Genomic DNA, 16,907 nt, shown 5'->3' with positions numbered 1-16,907 from the left:
AAAACATACCGTCTTTCCGGCCCGGGTCACATGATTCGGAGCTTGCTGGTTACGACCTTTGATAGTCGTCTTCAATCCGGATGATGTCGTCTTCCCCCAGATAAGAGCCGGTCTGGACCTCGATCAGCTCCAGCTGGATCTTGCCGGGGTTCTCCATCCGGTGGACGGCGCCCATCGGGATGTAGATCGACTCGTTCTCGTGCACCGTCTTCACGGCCTCGTTGACGGTGACCTGGGCCGTGCCCCGCACCACGATCCAGTGCTCGGCGCGATGATGGTGCTTCTGCAGCGACAGTCGCCCGCCCGGCTTCACCACGATACGCTTGACCTGGTGACGCTCGCCATTGTCGACGGACTGATAGCTGCCCCAGGGCCGGTGCACCTTGAGATGCTCCTCGGTGACCTTCGGCGCGACCGCCTTCAGCTTGGTCACCAGGCGCTTCAGGCCGTTGGCATCCTTCTGGCGCGAGACCAGGATCGCGTCCGCGGTGGCGACCACGACGAGATCGTCGACGCCTTCGAGCGCGACCAGCGCGGCATCGGTGGTGACGTTGCAGTTGCGGGAGTCCTCGAACACGGCGGTGCCGTGGGCCGCATTGCCCTGCGCGTCCTTCTCCGACAGCTCCCACACAGCGAGCCAGGAGCCGACGTCGGACCAGCCGCACGACACCGGCACCACGGCCGCGCGCGCGGTCTTCTCCATCACCGCATAGTCGATCGAGATCGCCTTCGCCGCGCCGAACGCCTCCGGCTCCAGCGTGACGAAGCCGAGATCGCGGCCGGCATTGTTGACGGCGCTGGCGACGGCCTCGACGCTCGCCGCATCGACCTTGCGGTATTCGTCGAGCAGCACGGCGGCCGGGAACATGAAGTTGCCGCTGTTCCAGAGATAGCCCGAATTGACGTAGTCGGACGCCTTCACCGCGTCCGGCTTCTCGACGAAGCGCGCAACCGCATGCACCTCGCCGGAAATCACCTCACCCGGATTGATGTAGCCGTATTCGGTCGCCGGCCGCTCCGGCTTGACGCCGAAGGTGACGATGCGCCCGGCGCGCGCGGCGGTGAGGCCCTCGCGGCAGGCGGCGACGAAGGCGGCATTGTCCTGCACCACGTGGTCGGCGGCGAGCGCGAGCACGATCGCTTCACTGTCGCGGTTCTGCGCGAACACCGCGCCCGCCGCGATCGCGGGCCCGGAATCGCGCCGCATCGGCTCGAGGATCACGTCCGCCTCGATGCCGATTTCGGCGAGCTGCTCCAGCACCATGAAGCGATAGGACGCATTGGTGATGACGATCGGACGATCGAACAGCGAGGGATCGGACACGCGCAGCAGCGTGTCCTGGAATGTCGAGCGCGTGCCGAACAGCGGCAGGAACTGCTTGGGGCGAACCTCGCGCGAAGCGGGCCACAGCCGCGTGCCGGCACCGCCGCACATGATCAGGGGGATTATGCGTTTGTCCATCGTGATCTCAAACCTTGAAGTAGTCCCGATACCAGGTGACGAAATTATGAACCCCATGCTCGATCGGCGTTGACGGTGCAAAGCCGGTGTCGCGCATCAGATCCTCGACATCCGCGAACGTTTCCCGCACATCTCCCGGCTGCATCGGCAGCAATTCTTTGATCGCCGTCCGGCCCAGCTCCCGCTCCAGAAGACCGACGACGTGCATCAGCTCCTCCGGATGGTGGTTGCCGACATTGTAGAGCTTAAACGGCGCATTTGCGGCAGCCGGATCGTCCGTGGGCACAAGATCGATCAGCTTCGATACGACGCGGGTCACATCATCGATATAGGTGAAGTCGCGGCGCATCTCGCCATGGTTGAACAGCCGGATCGGCTTGCCCGCCACGATGGCGTTCGCGAACAGAAACATGGCCATGTCGGGCCGGCCCCACGGGCCGTAAATGGTAAAGAAGCGCAGCCCCGTGACCGGCAGGCGGTAGAGATGGCTGTAGGACTGCGCCATCACCTCGTTCGCCTTCTTGGTCGCGGCATAGAAGCTCACGGGACGATCGGTGCGGTCCGCAACCGCAAATGGCAGTTTTGTGTTGGCGCCGTAAACGGAGGATGACGAGGCGTAGACGAGATGACGACAGCCGTTGTTGCGGCAGCCCTCCAGCACGTTGAGAAAGCCGTGGAGATTGGAATCGGCATAGGCGTGCGGCTGCTCGATCGAGTAGCGCACGCCGGCCTGCGCCGCCAGATGCACGACTTTGGCAAAACGATGTTCGGCAAACAGCGCCGCCATCGCCTCGCGGTCGGCGAGGTCGGCCTCGACGAAGGAGAAGCGGGAGTCTCCCCTGAGCAGCGCCAGGCGCGCCTTCTTCAGCGCCGGATCGTAATAGCTGTTGAGATTGTCGAGCCCGACGACGGGACGGCCTTCGCCCAGGAGCTGCCGGGCGACGTGAAAGCCGATGAATCCGGCGGCACCCGTGACCAAAATCGCCTGATCCGTCATCCTGTTCCCTGGGGATCCCTCGCCCGGTCCTGTTTAGCCGCCAGCTCGATCGGGTCGCAATAGGCTCGCCGCGCCCTCACAACACCCCAACGACGGCTATTGCAAGATCGGCGCCAAGACCATACCAAAGCGGCCGAATTCGGCGCCTCGCGTCGGGTTGCCTCAAATCTTCGCAAACCCTGTCCATGCGGGCGAGATGCGCCGAATCCTGTTGTCGACGGCCAAGATCATGATTTCCGCGGCGCTGCTCTATCTGGCGCTGCGCAAGGTGGACCTGTCCGAATTGTTTTCGCGCTTCACCGTCACCAGCCTGTTCTGGATCGGCGTCGCGATCGCGGTTGCGTTCCTGCAGATCTTCGTCGGCGTGCTGCGCTGGCGCCAGATCAGCGCCGTCTGCGGCGCACCGCTCGAGCTCAGCCGCGCCATGCGCTACAACGTGATCGGCTCGTTCTTCAACCAGACCCTGCCGTCGGCGATCGGCGGCGATGCGGTCCGGCTGTGGCTGGTCGCGCGCGCCGGCGCCGGCTGGCGTGCGGCGACCTACTCGATCTTCGTCGACCGTGCGATCGGCCTGATCGCGCTCGCGGTTCTCATCGTCGCCAGCCTGCCCTGGAGCTACACGCTCATCACCGATCCGCACGGGCGCTCGGCGCTGCTGCTCATCGACCTCGTGGCGCTCGCCGGCGGCCTCGGCTTCCTGATCTTCGGCGCGCTGAAATGGCCCTGGCTGAAGACCTGGTGGGGCACGCATCACATTCACGCCTGCGCGGTGATCGCCAATCGCGTGATCTTCAGCCGCACCCGCGGGCCGATCGTCGCGATCCTGTCGGTCCTCGTTCACGTGCTGGCCGTCGTCATCGCCTGGTGCGTCGTGCGGTCGATTGCGGCCCCGGTTCGCTTCAGCGACGTCTTTCTGCTGGTGCCGCCGGTGATGCTGATCACGATGATGCCGATCTCGATCGCCGGCTGGGGCGTGCGCGAAGCCACGATGAGCCTTGCGTTCGGCTTCGCGGGACTTGCCGCCAACGAGGGCGTCAACGTCTCGCTGCTGTTCGGCGCCGTGTACTTCATCGTCGGCGCAGTCGGCGGCCTGGTCTGGATCCTCAGCGCGGAGAAGGCCGCGCAAGGCTCGGCCCCGATCGGAGTGCCGGAGTGAGCTCGACCACCGAAGCGCTCGCCGGCGCGCCCGTGCTGCTTGCCGTTGCGACCGCCGCGCTGATCTCGGCGCTCGTCACCTGGACCAGCCGTCCCCTGCTCCAGCGCTACGCACTGGCGCGACCGAACGCGCGGTCCTCACATCGCATCCCGACCCCGCAGGGCGCGGGCATCGCGGTGATCGCCGCGACCCTGATCGTCGCCTCGTTCTGGGCCGTCTGGGCGAACGTCGCCATCCCGCCGGTACTGATCGGCGCGACGGTGCTGATCGCGCTGGTCGGGTTTGCCGACGACATAAAGTCGCTGCCGGTGATCGTGCGGCTGGTGCTGCAGGCAGCCTGCGTCGGCGCCGTGGTGTTCACCGCGCCGGAGACCGCGCGCATCGTGACGGCGCTGCCGCTTGCGCTCGAGCGCGGCCTCATCGTCCTTGCCGGCGTCTGGTTCGTGAACCTCGTCAACTTCATGGACGGGCTCGACCTGATGACGGTGGCGGAAGTCGTGCCGGTCACCGCGGCACTGCTGCTGCTGGGAATGCTCGGGGATCTCTCGTGGCCGGCCGCACTGATCGCCGCCGCGCTGTGCGGCGCCATGCTCGGCTTTGCGCCGTTCAACCGTCCGGTCGCAAGGGTCTTCCTGGGCGATGTCGGCAGCCTGCCGATCGGCCTCTTGCTCGGCTGGTGCCTGCTGGAGCTTGCCTTCCGGGGGCAGCCGGCCGCAGCGCTGCTGTTGCCCGCCTATTATCTTGCGGATTCCACCATCACGCTGTTCCGGCGCATCATCAGGCGCGAACCGTTCTGGTCGGCACACCGCACGCACTTTTATCAGCGTGCAACCGACAACGGATTTACGGTGAAGCGGGCGGTCGGCGAGGCATTCGCGCTCAATCTCGTGCTGGCATTGCTCGCCATCGCCACCGTTCGCGCCGGTTCGACGACGATCACGATCGTCTCCCTGCTCGCCGGCGCGGGCGCGGTCGGATTCGTGCTGCGCCGTTTCTCCCGGCCTCAGGGCTGATCCGAGACCGCCAGGCGCAGGCCCTCCTCGAGGGTGACCTGCGGCTGCCAGCCGGTTGCGATCGCCTTCGAAATGTCGAGCTCGAGCGAGCCGATCAGGCCGTCATGCATATCCTGACGGCCCATCATGCGGAGGACCGCGCCGAGCAGCTCTGGCGGCATGCGGAACAGCCGGCTGCTCTTGCCGGAGGCTCGCGCCAGACATGCGATGAATTCAGGCGTCGAGACCCGCTCCCGGTCGGCCAACAGGAAAATCTCGAAATTGCTCCCCGGGTCGGGATGGCCGAGGCGGTGCAGGATGAACGACGACAGATTCTGCACGGAGAGAAAGTTGCGGCGATTGCGGATTGCCGCGAACGGCAGCGGCAGTCCCAGCCTCACCGCCCGTGCCAGCAGCGGGAAATTGCCCTTGGCGCCCGCGCCATAGATGAGCGGCGGCCTGATCACCGAGATCTTCATTTTGCTGTCGCGCGCCAGCGCGCTCAAGCCCGCCTCGGCCTCCGCCTTGGACGTGCCATAGAGGCCACGCGGCGTCGGAACATCGCTCTCGCGGAACGGCGCGCGGCCTTCATTGGTGCGGCCGTGAACGAGAACGGTGCTGATGAAGATGAACTGGCGCACGCCGGCCGTCGCCGCGGAGCGCGCCAGATGCAGCGTGCCGTCGACATTGACGTCGCGGTAGAGCTGGACCGCGTGTTCATCGTTCTTGTAGTGCACGCGCGCGGCGAGATGGATGACGGCGTCGACGCCTTCAAGCGCGGCCTGCCAGTCGGTTTCGGGGCCGATCGATCCGATCGGAACCTCGCCGTCGGTCCCATCCGCGCGGCGCACCGCGCGGCGGACCGACCACCCTGCCCGCGTCAGCGCAGGCACGATATGGCGGCCGAGGAAGCCGCTCGCCCCCGTCACCAGCGCGAGCGGCTTGGTCTCGCTCATCGTTGCTCCACCAGAACCGCGTTGCCCGACAATTCGCAGGCCGGAGCGGCACAGGCGACGATCCTGCCTCGACGCTGCATGGTCAGGCCGCCGTCGACCCGAATTCGGGCACCGCATCCTTCAGGATGGTCCTGATGGTGGCGCGATCGTCGCGGGCGATCGCCTGCTCCAGCGCAGCAATCCATTTGCGCAGCGTCTGCATCGGCGGCTCGTTCGGCTGCGCGGCCATGATGCCGGGCACGCCGATCTCGCGGGTCGGCTCCTCGGAAGCGAACAGGATCTCGTGCAGCCGCTCGCCCGGCCGCATGCCGGTGAACACGATATCGATGTCGTAGCCCGGCTGCAGTCCGGAAAGACGGATCATGCGCTCGGCGAGATCGACGATCTTTACCGGCTGGCCCATGTTGAGCACGTAGACCGAGACGTCAGGGCGCTGCGTTCCGAGCGCGTGCGTGGCCGCGGTGATGACGAGATCGCAGGCCTCGCGGATGGTCATGAAGTAGCGGACCATGTCGGGATGCGTCACCGTCACCGGGCCGCCGGCCTCGATCTGCGCCTTGAACTTCGGCACCACCGAGCCGTTCGAGGCCAGCACGTTGCCGAACCGGACCGAGATCAGCCGCATCGGCGGCTTGGCGGCGCCGCTGCCTGCGGCGAGCTCGTGATCGAGCGCCTGGCAGTACATCTCCGCAAAGCGCTTGGTCAGGCCGAGCATCGACACCGGCTCGATCGCCTTGTCGGTCGAGATCATCACCATCGCCCCGGCGCCGGCCGCCACGGCGGCATCCGCAACGTTGATCGAGCCGAAGATGTTGGTCTTGACGCCTTCGCTCCAGTCGCGTTCGAGGATCGGAACGTGCTTGAGCGCCGCGGCGTGGAACACGATGTCCGGCTTGAACTCCGCCATCAGCCGCATGATGCGCTCGCGGTCGCGAATGTCGGCGATCCGCCCTTCGATCTCGGCTGTCGCCCCCCGCGCGGCGAGCGCTTCCGTGATCGCGTAGAGCGCCGGCTCGGAGTTTTCCACGATCAGGAGCCGCGCGGCGCCGAAGGCGACGACGCGCTCGCAGATTTCTGCACCGATCGAGCCGCCGCCGCCGGTAACGATGACGGCCTTGCCCCTGATCAGCGCTTCCAGGCGTCCATAGTCGATCGTCTCGCTCGGCCGCAGCAGGAGGTCCTCGACCGCGACCGCGGTGAGCCGAGGCGTGTCGCCGCTCTCCAGCGAGGGCATGCGGTTGACGATCACTCCCAGCTTGCGCGCCCGCATCAGGATCGATTCGGGGTGTGCTTCCGGCTCGAATGCCGACGGTGTCATGATGAGGCGCGCGATCGCCTTGTTGCGCTTGGCGAAGTCCGCGATGACGTCCTCGACGTCGTCGATGCCGCCCAGCACCGGCAGGTTCCGGATGAACTGGCCGCGATCCGCCATCGAGGGCGACAATACGCCGACGGGCCAGATGTGCTTGATGGCCCCGCTCTCGATGCCGCGCAGCAGCACCTCCGCGTCCGCGGCGCGGCCGATCAGCAGCGTCGGGGCGGCATCGTTGCCCTTCGCGTGACGCCGCACCCGCGTATAGCGGAAGTAGCGATAGGCCATGCGCAGCGCACTGAGGAAGGCGATCTCCAGGAACCAGTAGAGAACGATCGTCACCTTGCCGAGGAAAAAGGCGCCGCGGACGTTGGGAGCGACGAAGATGTAGTCGAGCACGAGCAGGGCAACGGTGAGCACGGTCGCCGCGCGGATGATGTTCAGCGCATCCGGCAGCGAGATGAAGCGCCACTTCGTCGTGGTCAGGTTCAAGACGAAGAACACGACGACGCTGAAGGCAAGAAAATAGGGCAGGATCTGGAACAGCAGCGGCAAGCGCTCGAAGAAGTCTTCGCCACCCTCGAATCGCAGATAGAAGGCGGCAAAAAGCGCGGCCGTGGTCGCCAGCAGGTCGTGGAGCGCGATCAGGAAATTGCGCGAGGTAAGATGCGAAAGACGCGTCATCCGCCGACCGATAAAGACCCAGTTAGATGCAACCTGACCGCGCTGATAACCCATCTGGACAAGACTTGCCAGCCGCGCGACCGCTCAGGAACCGGCTTCCCTCATCTTCGCCTCGGCCTGTTGTGCCCGGATCACCATGCCGCCGGCAACGCCGACGCCGATGACGTACATCCAACCCTCGTGGAAGTCGAACAGATGCGAGTTGAACAGCGAGGTGAAGACGTTCTGCACCACGACCAGGAACCCGATCCAATTGGCTAGCCCGTCGCCGCGAAACAACAGCAGATGCAGGATCCAGATCGTGTAGAGAACGGCGACGCCGATAAGACCCCATTGCACGGCAACATTCAACGTCTGATTGTGGGGGTTGCCGATCACTTCGGCTGACGCCTTGTGCTGACTGCCGGGCGTCGCGACGCGCTCGAACAATCCGCGCGTCGAGCCCGTGCCGTGTCCCGCGATCGGCGCCTCCGCGAAGAAACCGAGCGACTTTCGCCAGAATTCGAGCCGCAGGCCCAGCGAGGTCGGCTCGCCCCGCTCCATATAGCGCGTGTAGTCGTCCGTAAACCTCTCGGCAGTATGGCGCAAATGCGGCGAGACCTGCCAGGCGAGAAAGGCGCCGGCGAGCAGCGCGGCGGCGACGATCGCAATGCTGCGCCACCTGAGGTGAAGCAACGCGAACACGCCGAACATGATCGGAATGGTGACGAGCGCGGTGCGCGACACCACCACGAAGGCCATGTTGACGAAAAAGCTGAGCGCAAGCGCCGTGAGCAGGGCGGCGAACCAATATCGCTTCTCCCGCAGCAGCATCACGATCGGATAGGCGAGCGCGACCGCGCAGAGCGCGAATTCCTGGCTCTGGTCGATGTAGTTCTTGACGAAGATGCCGCGCTCCGCCGGATCGGTCTTGAGCGCAAGATTGGGATAGAATGCGACCAGCCACGACATCACCGACAACAGGGCGCAGGACACCAGGAAGGCGACGAAGACCCACCAGCCGCGCGGCGAGCGCTCGAAATGATAGAGCAGGACCGGCAGCACGAGCAGCTTGACGGTCGGATTGACCGCATAGAAGCGTGCGCCCCAGGCCGCATCCGACCACAGCGTCCCCACCAGCGCGAGCAGCACCAGCGCGATCGGCGCCACACAGATCGGACGTTTCAGCGATTGCAGGAAGGCGCGAACGTCGAGGTACGGCACCATGCAGAGCAGCATCAGCGCGTTGAATATCCCCGCAAGCGACGTCGACCAGGGCAGCGACGCCGCGGTCAGGATCGCAAACAGGTCGACTGTCTCGCGCCAGGCCGCCGGACTGCGCAGGCGCCGCCGCAACATCTGGCCGGGAGTCTCGCCGGCAAGCGCCGTCACTTGCCGCCTCCCCGGGCGCGATGAACCAGCGCCGTGGTGCTGAAGCCCTGGAGGATGTCGACCAGCACGACCACCCCGCCCGCGGCCTCGACCACCTCGTGGCCGACGACCTGCTCGCGGGTGTAGTCGCCGCCCTTCACCAGCACCCCGGGCTTGATCCTGGTGATCAGGTCGATCGGCGTGTCCTCCGCGAAGATGACGACGAGATCGACGGCCTCCAGCGCGGCGAGCACCTCGGCGCGCGCGCGCTCGTCCTGCACCGGACGATCGGCGCCCTTCAGCCGCCGCACCGAGGCGTCACTGTTGAGCCCCACAATCAGGCGGTCGCAGGCAGCGCGCGCCGCGGTCAGCACCTTGACGTGTCCGGGATGAAGGATGTCGAAACAGCCATTGGTGAAGCCGACGCGCTGGCCCTGCCGCTTCCAGTCGGCGAGCTGGGCATCGAGCGCAGCCGGATCGAGCACGATCTTCTCCTCGGCCGCGAGAGTGGCATGCGGCAGGATCTTTCGGCGCAGCTCGGCCGCGCTCACGCTGGCGGTGCCCTGCTTGCCGACGGCGACGGCGGCGGCGGCATTGGCCACGCGCAGCGCCGTATCCCAGTCCGCGCCGGCCGCAAGCGATACCGCGAGCGCGGCGGCGACGGTGTCACCGGCACCGGAGACGTCGCGCACCTTCACCGGGAAGGCCGGAACGTGCACGGCCGCGCCATTGCGCGGCACCAGCGTCATGCCGTGCTCGCCCTGCGTGACCAGGATCGCCCCGCAATCGGCGAGCCGCATCACGTCCTCGCTGGCCTCGACGATGCTCTGCACCGTCTCGGCACGGCTGCGGGTCGCCTCCGAGAATTCCTTGCGATTGGGCGTGAGCAGCGTGGCGCCGCGATAGATCGCCCAGTTCAGGCTCTTGGGATCGACCACCACGGGCTTGCCGAGCTTTCGCGCAGCGTCGATGGTGTGGCGGATCACGCGCGCGGTCAGCACGCCCTTGGCGTAGTCGGACAACAGCACGATGTCGGCGCGCGCGATCTGCGGCAGGATCGCGTCGATCAGTTTCGTTTCGATGTCATCGGAAGCAGGCGCCGCGTGCTCCCAATCCGCGCGCAGCATGTGCGTGGAAAAATGCTCTGAGACGAAGCGGGCTTTTCGCGTGGTCGGCCGCGAGGGATCGCATACCAGCACGCTCTCGATACCGGCTTGCTCACCCAGCGCCGATGCCAGCCGCCTGCCCGCATCGTCCTCGCCGACGAGGCCGACGAAGATGCAGCGCGCGCCGAGCGACGCGACATTGCGCGCGACGTTGCCGGCGCCGCCGATGTGAATCTCGCTGCGCTGGGCGGCGATGACCGGCGTCGGCGCTTCCGGCGAGATCCGCGACACCTCGCCATAGACGAACTCGTCCAGCATGATGTCGCCGATGCAAAGCACCGTGCGGCCTGAGATCGTTTGCGCGAGGGCGTCGAAATCGAGAATGGGGGTCGCCATGATCAAAGGCCTCAGCGGAAGCGGTCGGGCCGGTCGAGATAATCCCCGACATAGGCTTTGACCGCGTCCTCGAGCGTCGTGAAGCCGCCGTTGTAGCCGGCGCGGCAGAGGCGATCGACCTCGCTCTGGGTGAAGTACTGATAGCTGCTGCGGATGCTCTCGGGCATGTCGATGTACTCGATGTTGGGCCCGGTGCCGAGCGCGGCGTAGGCAGCCAGCATCAGATCCCTGAAGCTGCGCGCCTTGCCGGTGCCGACGTTGAACAGGCCGGACACCGACGGCGTCGCCAGCAGCCACATGACCACGCGCACGACGTCGTCGACATAGATGAAATCGCGGCGCTGGTCGCCGTCTTCGATGCCCTCGCGATGGGACTTGAACAGCTGCACGACGCGGCCTGCCCTCACGTCGTCGAAGCGCCGCGCCAGCACGCTCATCATCGAGCCCTTGTGGTATTCGTTGGGGCCGAACACGTTGAAGAATTTCAGCCCGGCCCATTGCGGCGGCAGCGGATCGCCGTTCGCCACGCGCGCTGCGACCGCGAGATCGAACATGTGCTTGCTCCAGCCGTAGAGATTCATCGGCCGCAACTTTCTCAGTGCCGGTAGCGACGCGTCATCGCCAAAGCCGGCCTCGCCGTCGCCATAGGTCGCCGCCGAGGATGCATAGATGAACGGCACCGCGTTCATCGTGCACCAGTCCAGCAGGCGCATCGACAGGCGGAAATTGGTCTCGAACACGAGGTCGCCGTCGGTCGCGGTGGTCGCGGAGATCGCCCCGAGATGGATCATGGCCTCTAGCTTGCGGCCCTTCAGCCATTCGGGCAGCTCGGCCGGGGGAACGATATCCACAAGCTGCCGCTTGGCGAGGTTGCGCCACTTGCCCTCGGTGCCGAGCAGGTCGCAGACCACGACGTCGCTGCGGCCGGCCTCGTTCAGCGCGGCCACGACATTCGATCCGATAAAACCGGCCCCGCCGGTCACCAGCAACATTCCAACTACCTGCCCGATTTTCTTAGTGCCCGGTCCTGCCGTAGCGCATGATCCGCCAAAGTGTAAGCGGTTTTGGGATCGTCGCTTCTGCCGGCTTTACCTGCCGGCCGGGAGCGGCTACCGAACCGCCAACATCAGCACGTCGCCGGTCCTAATTAACGAATGAATATTGATTCGCAATTTGTTGGAGATGCAGACCGGAGCGACACTCGCCCGATCCTGATCATTCCCTACATGTGGATCGGCGATTTCGTGCGGAATCATACCGTCGTGCGGGTCCTGAAGGAGCGCTGGCCGAACCGGCCGGTCGATCTCCTGACCACGTCGCTGTGCGCCCCGCTGATCGATTACATGCCCGGCGTGCGCGCCGGCATCGTCTGGGACCTGCCGCGCAGCCGGCTCGCAATTGGCCGCCAGTTCGGCCTGGCAGAGCTCCTTCGGAAACGGAATTACGGTACCGCCCTGGTGCTGCCCCGGACCTGGAAGGCGGCGATCGCGCCGACGCTGGCCGGTATTCCTGAACGGGTCGGCTTCGTCGGCGAGTTTCGGTTCGGCCTGATCAACCGCTGGCGCTGGGGCGAGAAGAAATTGCCCCGCTTCATCGACAAGAACGCCGCCCTGGCCCAGCCCGACGGCGCCCCCCTCCCTCCGGAATGGCCGGTGCCGCAACTGCGGGTCCCGGCCGAGGAGATCGTCCGCTGGCGCGAGGCCAACGGCCTCGGCGCCGGAGCCGCCGTGGCGCTCGCCCCGGGCTCGGTCGGGGTCTCAAAACGCTGGACCTACTATCCCGAGGCTGCCCGGCTCCTGGTCGAGCGTGGCCTGGAGGTCTGGGTGGTCGGCGGCCCCGCCGAAAAGGGCCTCGCCCGGGAGATCGTCGCCGCGGGCGGCCCGGGGGTCCGGGACCTCACCGGCACCGATCTGCGCAACGGCGTCCTCGCCATGGCCGCCGCCGGCGTCGCCATCTCCAACGATTCCGGCCTGATGCACATCGCCGCCGCCCTCGACACGCCCACCATGGGCATTTTCGGCCCCACCAGCCCCTACCTCTGGGCCCCCCTCAACCGCCTTGCGGCAACGGTGGTGCAGGACAAGGAAATGCTGCCCTGCCAGCCCTGCCAGAGCACGATCTGCAAGATGAACGACCACCGCTGCATGCGGGATCTCGCGGCGAGCGAGGTGGTGGGGATTGCGCAGCGGGTGCTGATGGAGGCAGGGGCGAAGGCACTAACCTGAGGCAATCGAGGCTCGCGCGATGGTGGCATCATGCCAGTGTTTTGCCCGACAAGTCAAAATGTAATTCGAAAAATCCGCAATAGATCGAGCTCTCAGCCAAGGCATTGATTTTGCTGACCCCGGCTACTGTGCATGGGGTTGTTTTCGCGATTTATGTTTGCAGCGCCTCAGAGCAGCGGCCGATAGACCTCGCCGATCCGCGCCGCTTCGGCATCGAGGCTGAACTTCTCGAGCACCCGCGCCCGCCCGCGCTCGCCCATGGCAGTCGCCGCAGCCACATCGCGCATCAACGGCTCGACCGCGGCGGCGAGCGCATCAGCATCGCCGGTCGGAACCAGCACGCCGGTGACACCATCCTCGACCACCAGCTCAGCCGCGCCGGCGCGTGCGGCGACGAGCGCACTTCCCGCCGCCATCGCCTCGATCAGCGTCAATCCAAAACCTTCGTTGCGTGAGGTGAAGGCGTAGATCGTCAACCGCTGATACCAGCGCTGCACCGCCTCGATCGGCAGTTCGCCGGTGATGACGATGCGCGATTGCAGCTTGGCGGCTTCGATGCGCTTCTTCAGGTCGTTGGCAAAGGGCGTCTGCTCGGCCGTCACCTGCCCGACGATGACGGCGGTGAAATCCGGATAGCGCGGCAGCAGGCGGCACATCGCATCGACGAACACGTCGGTGCCCTTCTGCGCGCGCACGCGGCCGAAGCAGCCGATGGCGTAGCGGCCCGGCAGCGCGGCTTCCGCGAACGCCGCAGCGCGATCGGTCGGCGGCGCATAGACATCGGTGTCGACACCGTGCGGAATCACCGTCGCCTTCACCTTCAGGAACGAGGCCGAGATGTCGCTCGTTGCGATGACCGCGTCCATGCACCGGATCAGCCAGCGCGTGATCCAGCTGTGATGCCGCTGCGCCGCCGAGGTGAACACCAGTTTCAGCGGCCAGCCGAGCGCGCGCAACGCGACGCCTGCGATCATCTCGTTGTTGCGGCGCGCATGCCAGATCAGGGGCCGCTTGCGGCGCCACAACTTCAGAAAATCGGCAACGCTCAGCCGCGCGATCCCCTCCGGCGCGTCCGAGCCGAACCAGGCCGCGCGGTACAGTTTCGCCAGCCGCGGCGCCACCATCCGGTTGGTCGCGGTGACCCCGGAATAGCGCCTGTGCAGATTTGGCACGATCAATTCGAGATCGCCGGGGAAACTCGCCACGTCACACTCCATTTCGCAAAGTCCCTATACGCAACATTAAGCATAGTGACCAGTTCAGCCGCGCCGATACCCCCTCTTCACCACGCGAGCGCTAGTTTGCGCGTTGATCGAAGACGGGTGAGATCATGACTGTGCTAGTCACCGGCGGCGCCGGCTACATCGGAAGTCACACGGTCCTGGCGCTGGCGGAAGCCGGCGAGGACGTCGTCGTGATCGACGACCTGTCTACCGGCTTCTCCGCTTACCTGCCCGAAGGCGTGCCGCTGTTCATCGGCGATGCCGGCGATGAAAATCTGCTCGAAGGCGTGATCGCCCAGCACAACGTCGAGAGCATCATCCATTTCGCCGGCTCGGTCGTCGTGCCGGATTCGATGCGCGATCCACTCGGCTACTACCGCAACAATTTCACGACCGCGCGCAACCTGCTCAACGTCGCGGTTAAGCGCGGCATCGGTCGTTTCATCTTCTCTTCGACCGCCGCCGTCTACGGCAATCCGGACCAGGTGCCGGTGCCCGAGCACGCGCCGACGCGGCCGCTGTCGCCCTACGGCTCCTCGAAGCTGATGACCGAGATCATGCTGCACGACGTCGCAGCGGCCTACGGTATGCAGTACGTGACGCTGCGTTACTTCAACGTCGCCGGCGCCGACCCGCAGGCGCGCATCGGGCTCGCCACCGTCGGCGCCACGCATCTGCTCAAGATCGCGGTGGAAGCCGCGACCGGCCAGCGCGCCAAGATCGACGTCTTCGGCACCGACTATCCGACCCCGGACGGCAGCTGCATCCGCGACTTCATCCACGTCACGGACCTCTCGCAGGCCCACAGGTCGGCGCTCGCCTACCTGCGCAGCGGCGGCGCCTCGACGACGCTGAATTGCGGCTACGGCCGCGGCTATTCGGTGCTGGAGACCATCGACGCGGTGCGGCGGGTTTCGGGCCGCAGCTTCGCCGTGCAGTACGCCCCGCGCCGGCCCGGCGACATCATGACCATGGTCGCAGACACCAGCCGCATCCGCAGCCTGCTCGACTGGCGGCCGCAATATGACGACCTCGAGACCATTGCGGCGCACGCCCTGGCCTGGGAGGACAAGCTGTTCCGCGAACGCCATGGCGAGCTCCGCCACGCCGTCTCGGCCTAGAATCATCCCAAGCGCAAGCCCTTAATTGGGCTTGAAAAACCCGGCTTGAGCGGGCACAGAGGCCCATCGATCCCTGACGCACGGGCAGGTTTTGTCCCGCGCCGTCAATGGACACCGGATGGCCCAGTTTCCGAAGAAAATCACCGACGATCCCTACGCGGCAGCGGTCCTGATTCGCCGCCTGGTCACGGAACAGGGCATCGTCTACTGGCGGCGCTACCTCGTCGCCTTCGCGCTGATGGCGCTCGCCGCAGGTGCGACCGCGGGCGCGACCTATGTGCTCGGCCAGGTCATCAACCAGGCCTATGTCGACAAGAACATCCCGGGCATCGCGATGTTCTCAGGGATCACCGTCGCGCTGCTCTTCGTCAAGGGCGTGGCGACCTACGGCCACATGGTGATCCTGACCAAGATCAGCAACGCGATTCTTGCCACCAACCAGCGCCAGCTGTTCGCCAAGCTGATGCGCGAGAGCGTCGGCTTCTTCTCCGAGCGGCATTCGTCCGAGTTCCTGGCCCGGCTGACGGCGGGCGCCAAATCCATCACCGATGTGCTCAACATGCTGGTCAACGCCATCGGGCGCGACCTCCTGATGCTGCTCGCCATGATCGGCGTGATGGTATGGCAGGATCCGCTGATGTCGTTCATCGGCCTCGTCGCGGTGCCGCCGGCAATGCTGGTGCTGCGCAAGCTGGTCAAGCGCATCAAGGGCCTCGCCTTCAACCAGTTCACCGGCACCGCGGACATCATGGAGACGATGCAGGAATCGCTGCAAGGCATCCGCACCGTCAAGGCGTTCACGCTCGAAGAGACCATGCAGAAGCGGATCGACGAGAACATCGCGGTCGTCGAGCGCAACGCCAACAAGATGGCCCGCGTCGCCAACCGCTCCAACCCGCTGATGGAAATGCTCGGCGGCTTCGCCGTCGCCGGCTGCCTGATGTACGGCGGCTATGCCGTGGTCGCGCTCAACGCCACGCCCGGCGCGTTCTTCTCCTTCATGACCGCGTTCCTGATGGCGACCGAGCCGGCCAAGCGGCTGGCCCGGCTCAACATCGATTTGAACAGTCAACTGGTCGGCGCGCGGATGTTGCTCGAGATCATCGACAGCCCCGCGAGCGAGCAGTCCGACGACGACAAGCCGTCGCTGAAGCTGTCAGATGCCCGCATCGAGCTGCGCGACGTCAGCTTCTCCTATCGCGACGGCGAGACCGTGCTCAACCGCATGAGCTTCACGGCCGAGCCCGGCAAGGTCACCGCGCTGGTCGGCCCCTCCGGCGGCGGCAAGTCGACCGTGCTGGCGCTGCTCTTGCGCTTCTACGAGGTGACGCAAGGCGACATCGTGATCGACGGCCAGTCGATCGGCGCGGTCTCGCGCAAATCGCTGCGGGCACAGACCGCCTATGTCGGCCAGGACGTCTATTTGTTCCGCGACACCATCCGCAGCAACATCGCCTTCGGCCGGCCGGGCGCGAGCGAGGACGAAATCGTCGACGCCGCCAAGGCCGCCTGCGCGCATGATTTCATCATGGGCTTCCCGCTCGGCTACGACACGCCTGTCGGCGAGCACGGCACGCAGCTCTCCGGCGGCCAGCGCCAGCGCATCGCGGTGGCCCGCGCGCTGATCAAGAACGCGCCGATCATCCTGTTGGACGAAGCCACCGCCGCGCTCGATTCCGAATCCGAGCGGCAGGTGCAGGAGGCGATCGAGCACCTCTGCCGGAACCGCACCACCATCGTGATCGCGCATCGCCTGCACACCATCATGCACGCCGACGCCATCCTGGTGGTCGAGGGCGGCGAGATCGTCGAGCAGGGCCGGCATGACGAGCTGCTCCGCCGCGCCGGGCGCTATGCCTCGTTCTTCCGGTTGCAGCATCGGGACACGGAGGCTGCGCCCGTGTTGGCCTACTCCGCCAACTCCTGA

The 16,907-nt window shown here is 66.0% G+C and carries 13 protein-coding genes; 5 read left to right on the top strand and 8 right to left on the bottom strand.

Annotation, left to right across the window (positions count from 1 at the left end; all coding sequences use genetic code 11):
- Positions 1-49: 49 nt before the first annotated feature.
- Complete coding sequence (locus tag XH96_RS13745; RefSeq protein WP_194392958.1) at positions 50-1,462, bottom strand: mannose-1-phosphate guanylyltransferase/mannose-6-phosphate isomerase; 1,413 nt, start codon at positions 1,460-1,462, stop codon at positions 50-52.
- 7 nt (positions 1,463-1,469) lie between these two features.
- Positions 1,470-2,459, bottom strand: a complete 990-nt coding sequence (locus tag XH96_RS13740) for an NAD-dependent epimerase (RefSeq protein WP_194392957.1) — start codon at positions 2,457-2,459, stop codon at positions 1,470-1,472.
- Positions 2,460-2,655: 196 nt separating this feature from the next.
- On the opposite strand from XH96_RS13740, the gene XH96_RS13735 reads away from it, so the two are divergent.
- Together XH96_RS13735 and XH96_RS13730 are read left to right on the top strand one after the other, a co-directional pair.
- Positions 2,656-3,615: a lysylphosphatidylglycerol synthase transmembrane domain-containing protein gene (locus XH96_RS13735; RefSeq protein WP_194392955.1), complete on the top strand. Its 960-nt coding sequence runs from the start codon at positions 2,656-2,658 to the stop codon at positions 3,613-3,615.
- Complete coding sequence (locus XH96_RS13730) at positions 3,612-4,628, top strand: glycosyltransferase family 4 protein (protein WP_194392954.1); 1,017 nt, start codon at positions 3,612-3,614, stop codon at positions 4,626-4,628. The genes XH96_RS13735 and XH96_RS13730 overlap by 4 nt, the downstream gene beginning before the upstream one ends.
- On the opposite strand, the gene XH96_RS13725 is transcribed toward XH96_RS13730, so the two are convergent.
- The 5 genes from XH96_RS13725 to rfaD form a co-directional block, all read right to left on the bottom strand.
- Positions 4,619-5,563, bottom strand: coding sequence for an NAD-dependent epimerase/dehydratase family protein (locus XH96_RS13725; protein WP_194392953.1), 945 nt, complete (start codon positions 5,561-5,563; stop codon positions 4,619-4,621). The two genes, XH96_RS13730 and XH96_RS13725, sit on opposite strands and share 10 nt — an antisense overlap.
- Before the next feature lie 82 nt (positions 5,564-5,645).
- The gene (locus XH96_RS13720) at positions 5,646-7,559 is read right to left on the bottom strand and encodes a nucleoside-diphosphate sugar epimerase/dehydratase (protein WP_194392952.1); all 1,914 of its coding nucleotides are present in this window, start codon (positions 7,557-7,559) and stop codon (positions 5,646-5,648) included.
- Positions 7,560-7,643: 84 nt separating this feature from the next.
- Positions 7,644-8,930 carry an O-antigen ligase gene (locus XH96_RS13715; protein ID WP_194392951.1) on the bottom strand — a complete coding sequence of 429 codons (1,287 nt, stop codon included), beginning with the start codon at positions 8,928-8,930 and terminating at the stop codon, positions 7,644-7,646.
- Positions 8,927-10,411: a D-glycero-beta-D-manno-heptose-7-phosphate kinase gene (gene rfaE1, locus XH96_RS13710; RefSeq protein ID WP_194392950.1), complete on the bottom strand. Its 1,485-nt coding sequence runs from the start codon at positions 10,409-10,411 to the stop codon at positions 8,927-8,929. Before rfaE1 ends, XH96_RS13715 begins: the two co-directional genes overlap by 4 nt.
- Before the next feature lie 11 nt (positions 10,412-10,422).
- On the bottom strand, positions 10,423-11,403 hold the full coding sequence (gene rfaD / locus XH96_RS13705; protein ID WP_194392949.1) for an ADP-glyceromanno-heptose 6-epimerase: 981 nt from the start codon (positions 11,401-11,403) through the stop codon (positions 10,423-10,425).
- Between the two features lie 162 nt (positions 11,404-11,565).
- Between rfaD and waaF the strand changes: the two genes are divergently transcribed.
- Positions 11,566-12,636: a lipopolysaccharide heptosyltransferase II gene (waaF, locus tag XH96_RS13700; RefSeq protein WP_194392948.1), complete on the top strand. Its 1,071-nt coding sequence runs from the start codon at positions 11,566-11,568 to the stop codon at positions 12,634-12,636.
- A 167-nt stretch (positions 12,637-12,803) separates the two neighbouring features.
- On the opposite strand, the gene XH96_RS13695 is transcribed toward waaF, so the two are convergent.
- Positions 12,804-13,841: a glycosyltransferase family 4 protein gene (locus XH96_RS13695; protein ID WP_194392947.1), complete on the bottom strand. Its 1,038-nt coding sequence runs from the start codon at positions 13,839-13,841 to the stop codon at positions 12,804-12,806.
- 125 nt (positions 13,842-13,966) lie between these two features.
- Here XH96_RS13695 and galE point away from each other — a divergent pair, with 125 nt between their 5' ends.
- Positions 13,967-14,980, top strand: coding sequence for a UDP-glucose 4-epimerase GalE (galE, locus tag XH96_RS13690; protein ID WP_194392946.1), 1,014 nt, complete (start codon positions 13,967-13,969; stop codon positions 14,978-14,980).
- Positions 14,981-15,098: 118 nt separating this feature from the next.
- Entirely contained in the window at positions 15,099-16,907 is a 1,809-nt protein-coding gene (locus XH96_RS13685) for an ABC transporter ATP-binding protein (protein ID WP_194392945.1), read from the top strand.

It is taken from the genome of Bradyrhizobium sp. CCBAU 51765 (assembly GCF_015291725.1).
GTDB classification, from domain to species: Bacteria; Pseudomonadota; Alphaproteobacteria; order Rhizobiales; family Xanthobacteraceae; genus Bradyrhizobium; species Bradyrhizobium liaoningense.
Note: the sequence above shows the minus strand (reverse complement) of the source record. Positions and strands in the feature narration are given on the sequence as shown.

Coding starts and splice junctions, on each gene's coding strand:
- XH96_RS13745 (WP_194392958.1), bottom strand. CDS start 1,462: ATGGACAAACGCATAATCCCCCTGATCATGTGCGGCGGTGCCGGCACG.
- XH96_RS13740 (WP_194392957.1), bottom strand. CDS start 2,459: ATGACGGATCAGGCGATTTTGGTCACGGGTGCCGCCGGATTCATCGGC.
- XH96_RS13735 (WP_194392955.1), top strand. CDS start 2,656: ATGCGCCGAATCCTGTTGTCGACGGCCAAGATCATGATTTCCGCGGCG.
- XH96_RS13725 (WP_194392953.1), bottom strand. CDS start 5,563: ATGAGCGAGACCAAGCCGCTCGCGCTGGTGACGGGGGCGAGCGGCTTC.
- XH96_RS13720 (WP_194392952.1), bottom strand. CDS start 7,559: ATGACGCGTCTTTCGCATCTTACCTCGCGCAATTTCCTGATCGCGCTC.
- rfaE1 (WP_194392950.1), bottom strand. CDS start 10,411: ATGGCGACCCCCATTCTCGATTTCGACGCCCTCGCGCAAACGATCTCA.
- rfaD (WP_194392949.1), bottom strand. CDS start 11,403: ATGTTGCTGGTGACCGGCGGGGCCGGTTTTATCGGATCGAATGTCGTG.
- waaF (WP_194392948.1), top strand. CDS start 11,566: ATGAATATTGATTCGCAATTTGTTGGAGATGCAGACCGGAGCGACACT.
- galE (WP_194392946.1), top strand. CDS start 13,967: ATGACTGTGCTAGTCACCGGCGGCGCCGGCTACATCGGAAGTCACACG.
- XH96_RS13685 (WP_194392945.1), top strand. CDS start 15,099: ATGGCCCAGTTTCCGAAGAAAATCACCGACGATCCCTACGCGGCAGCG.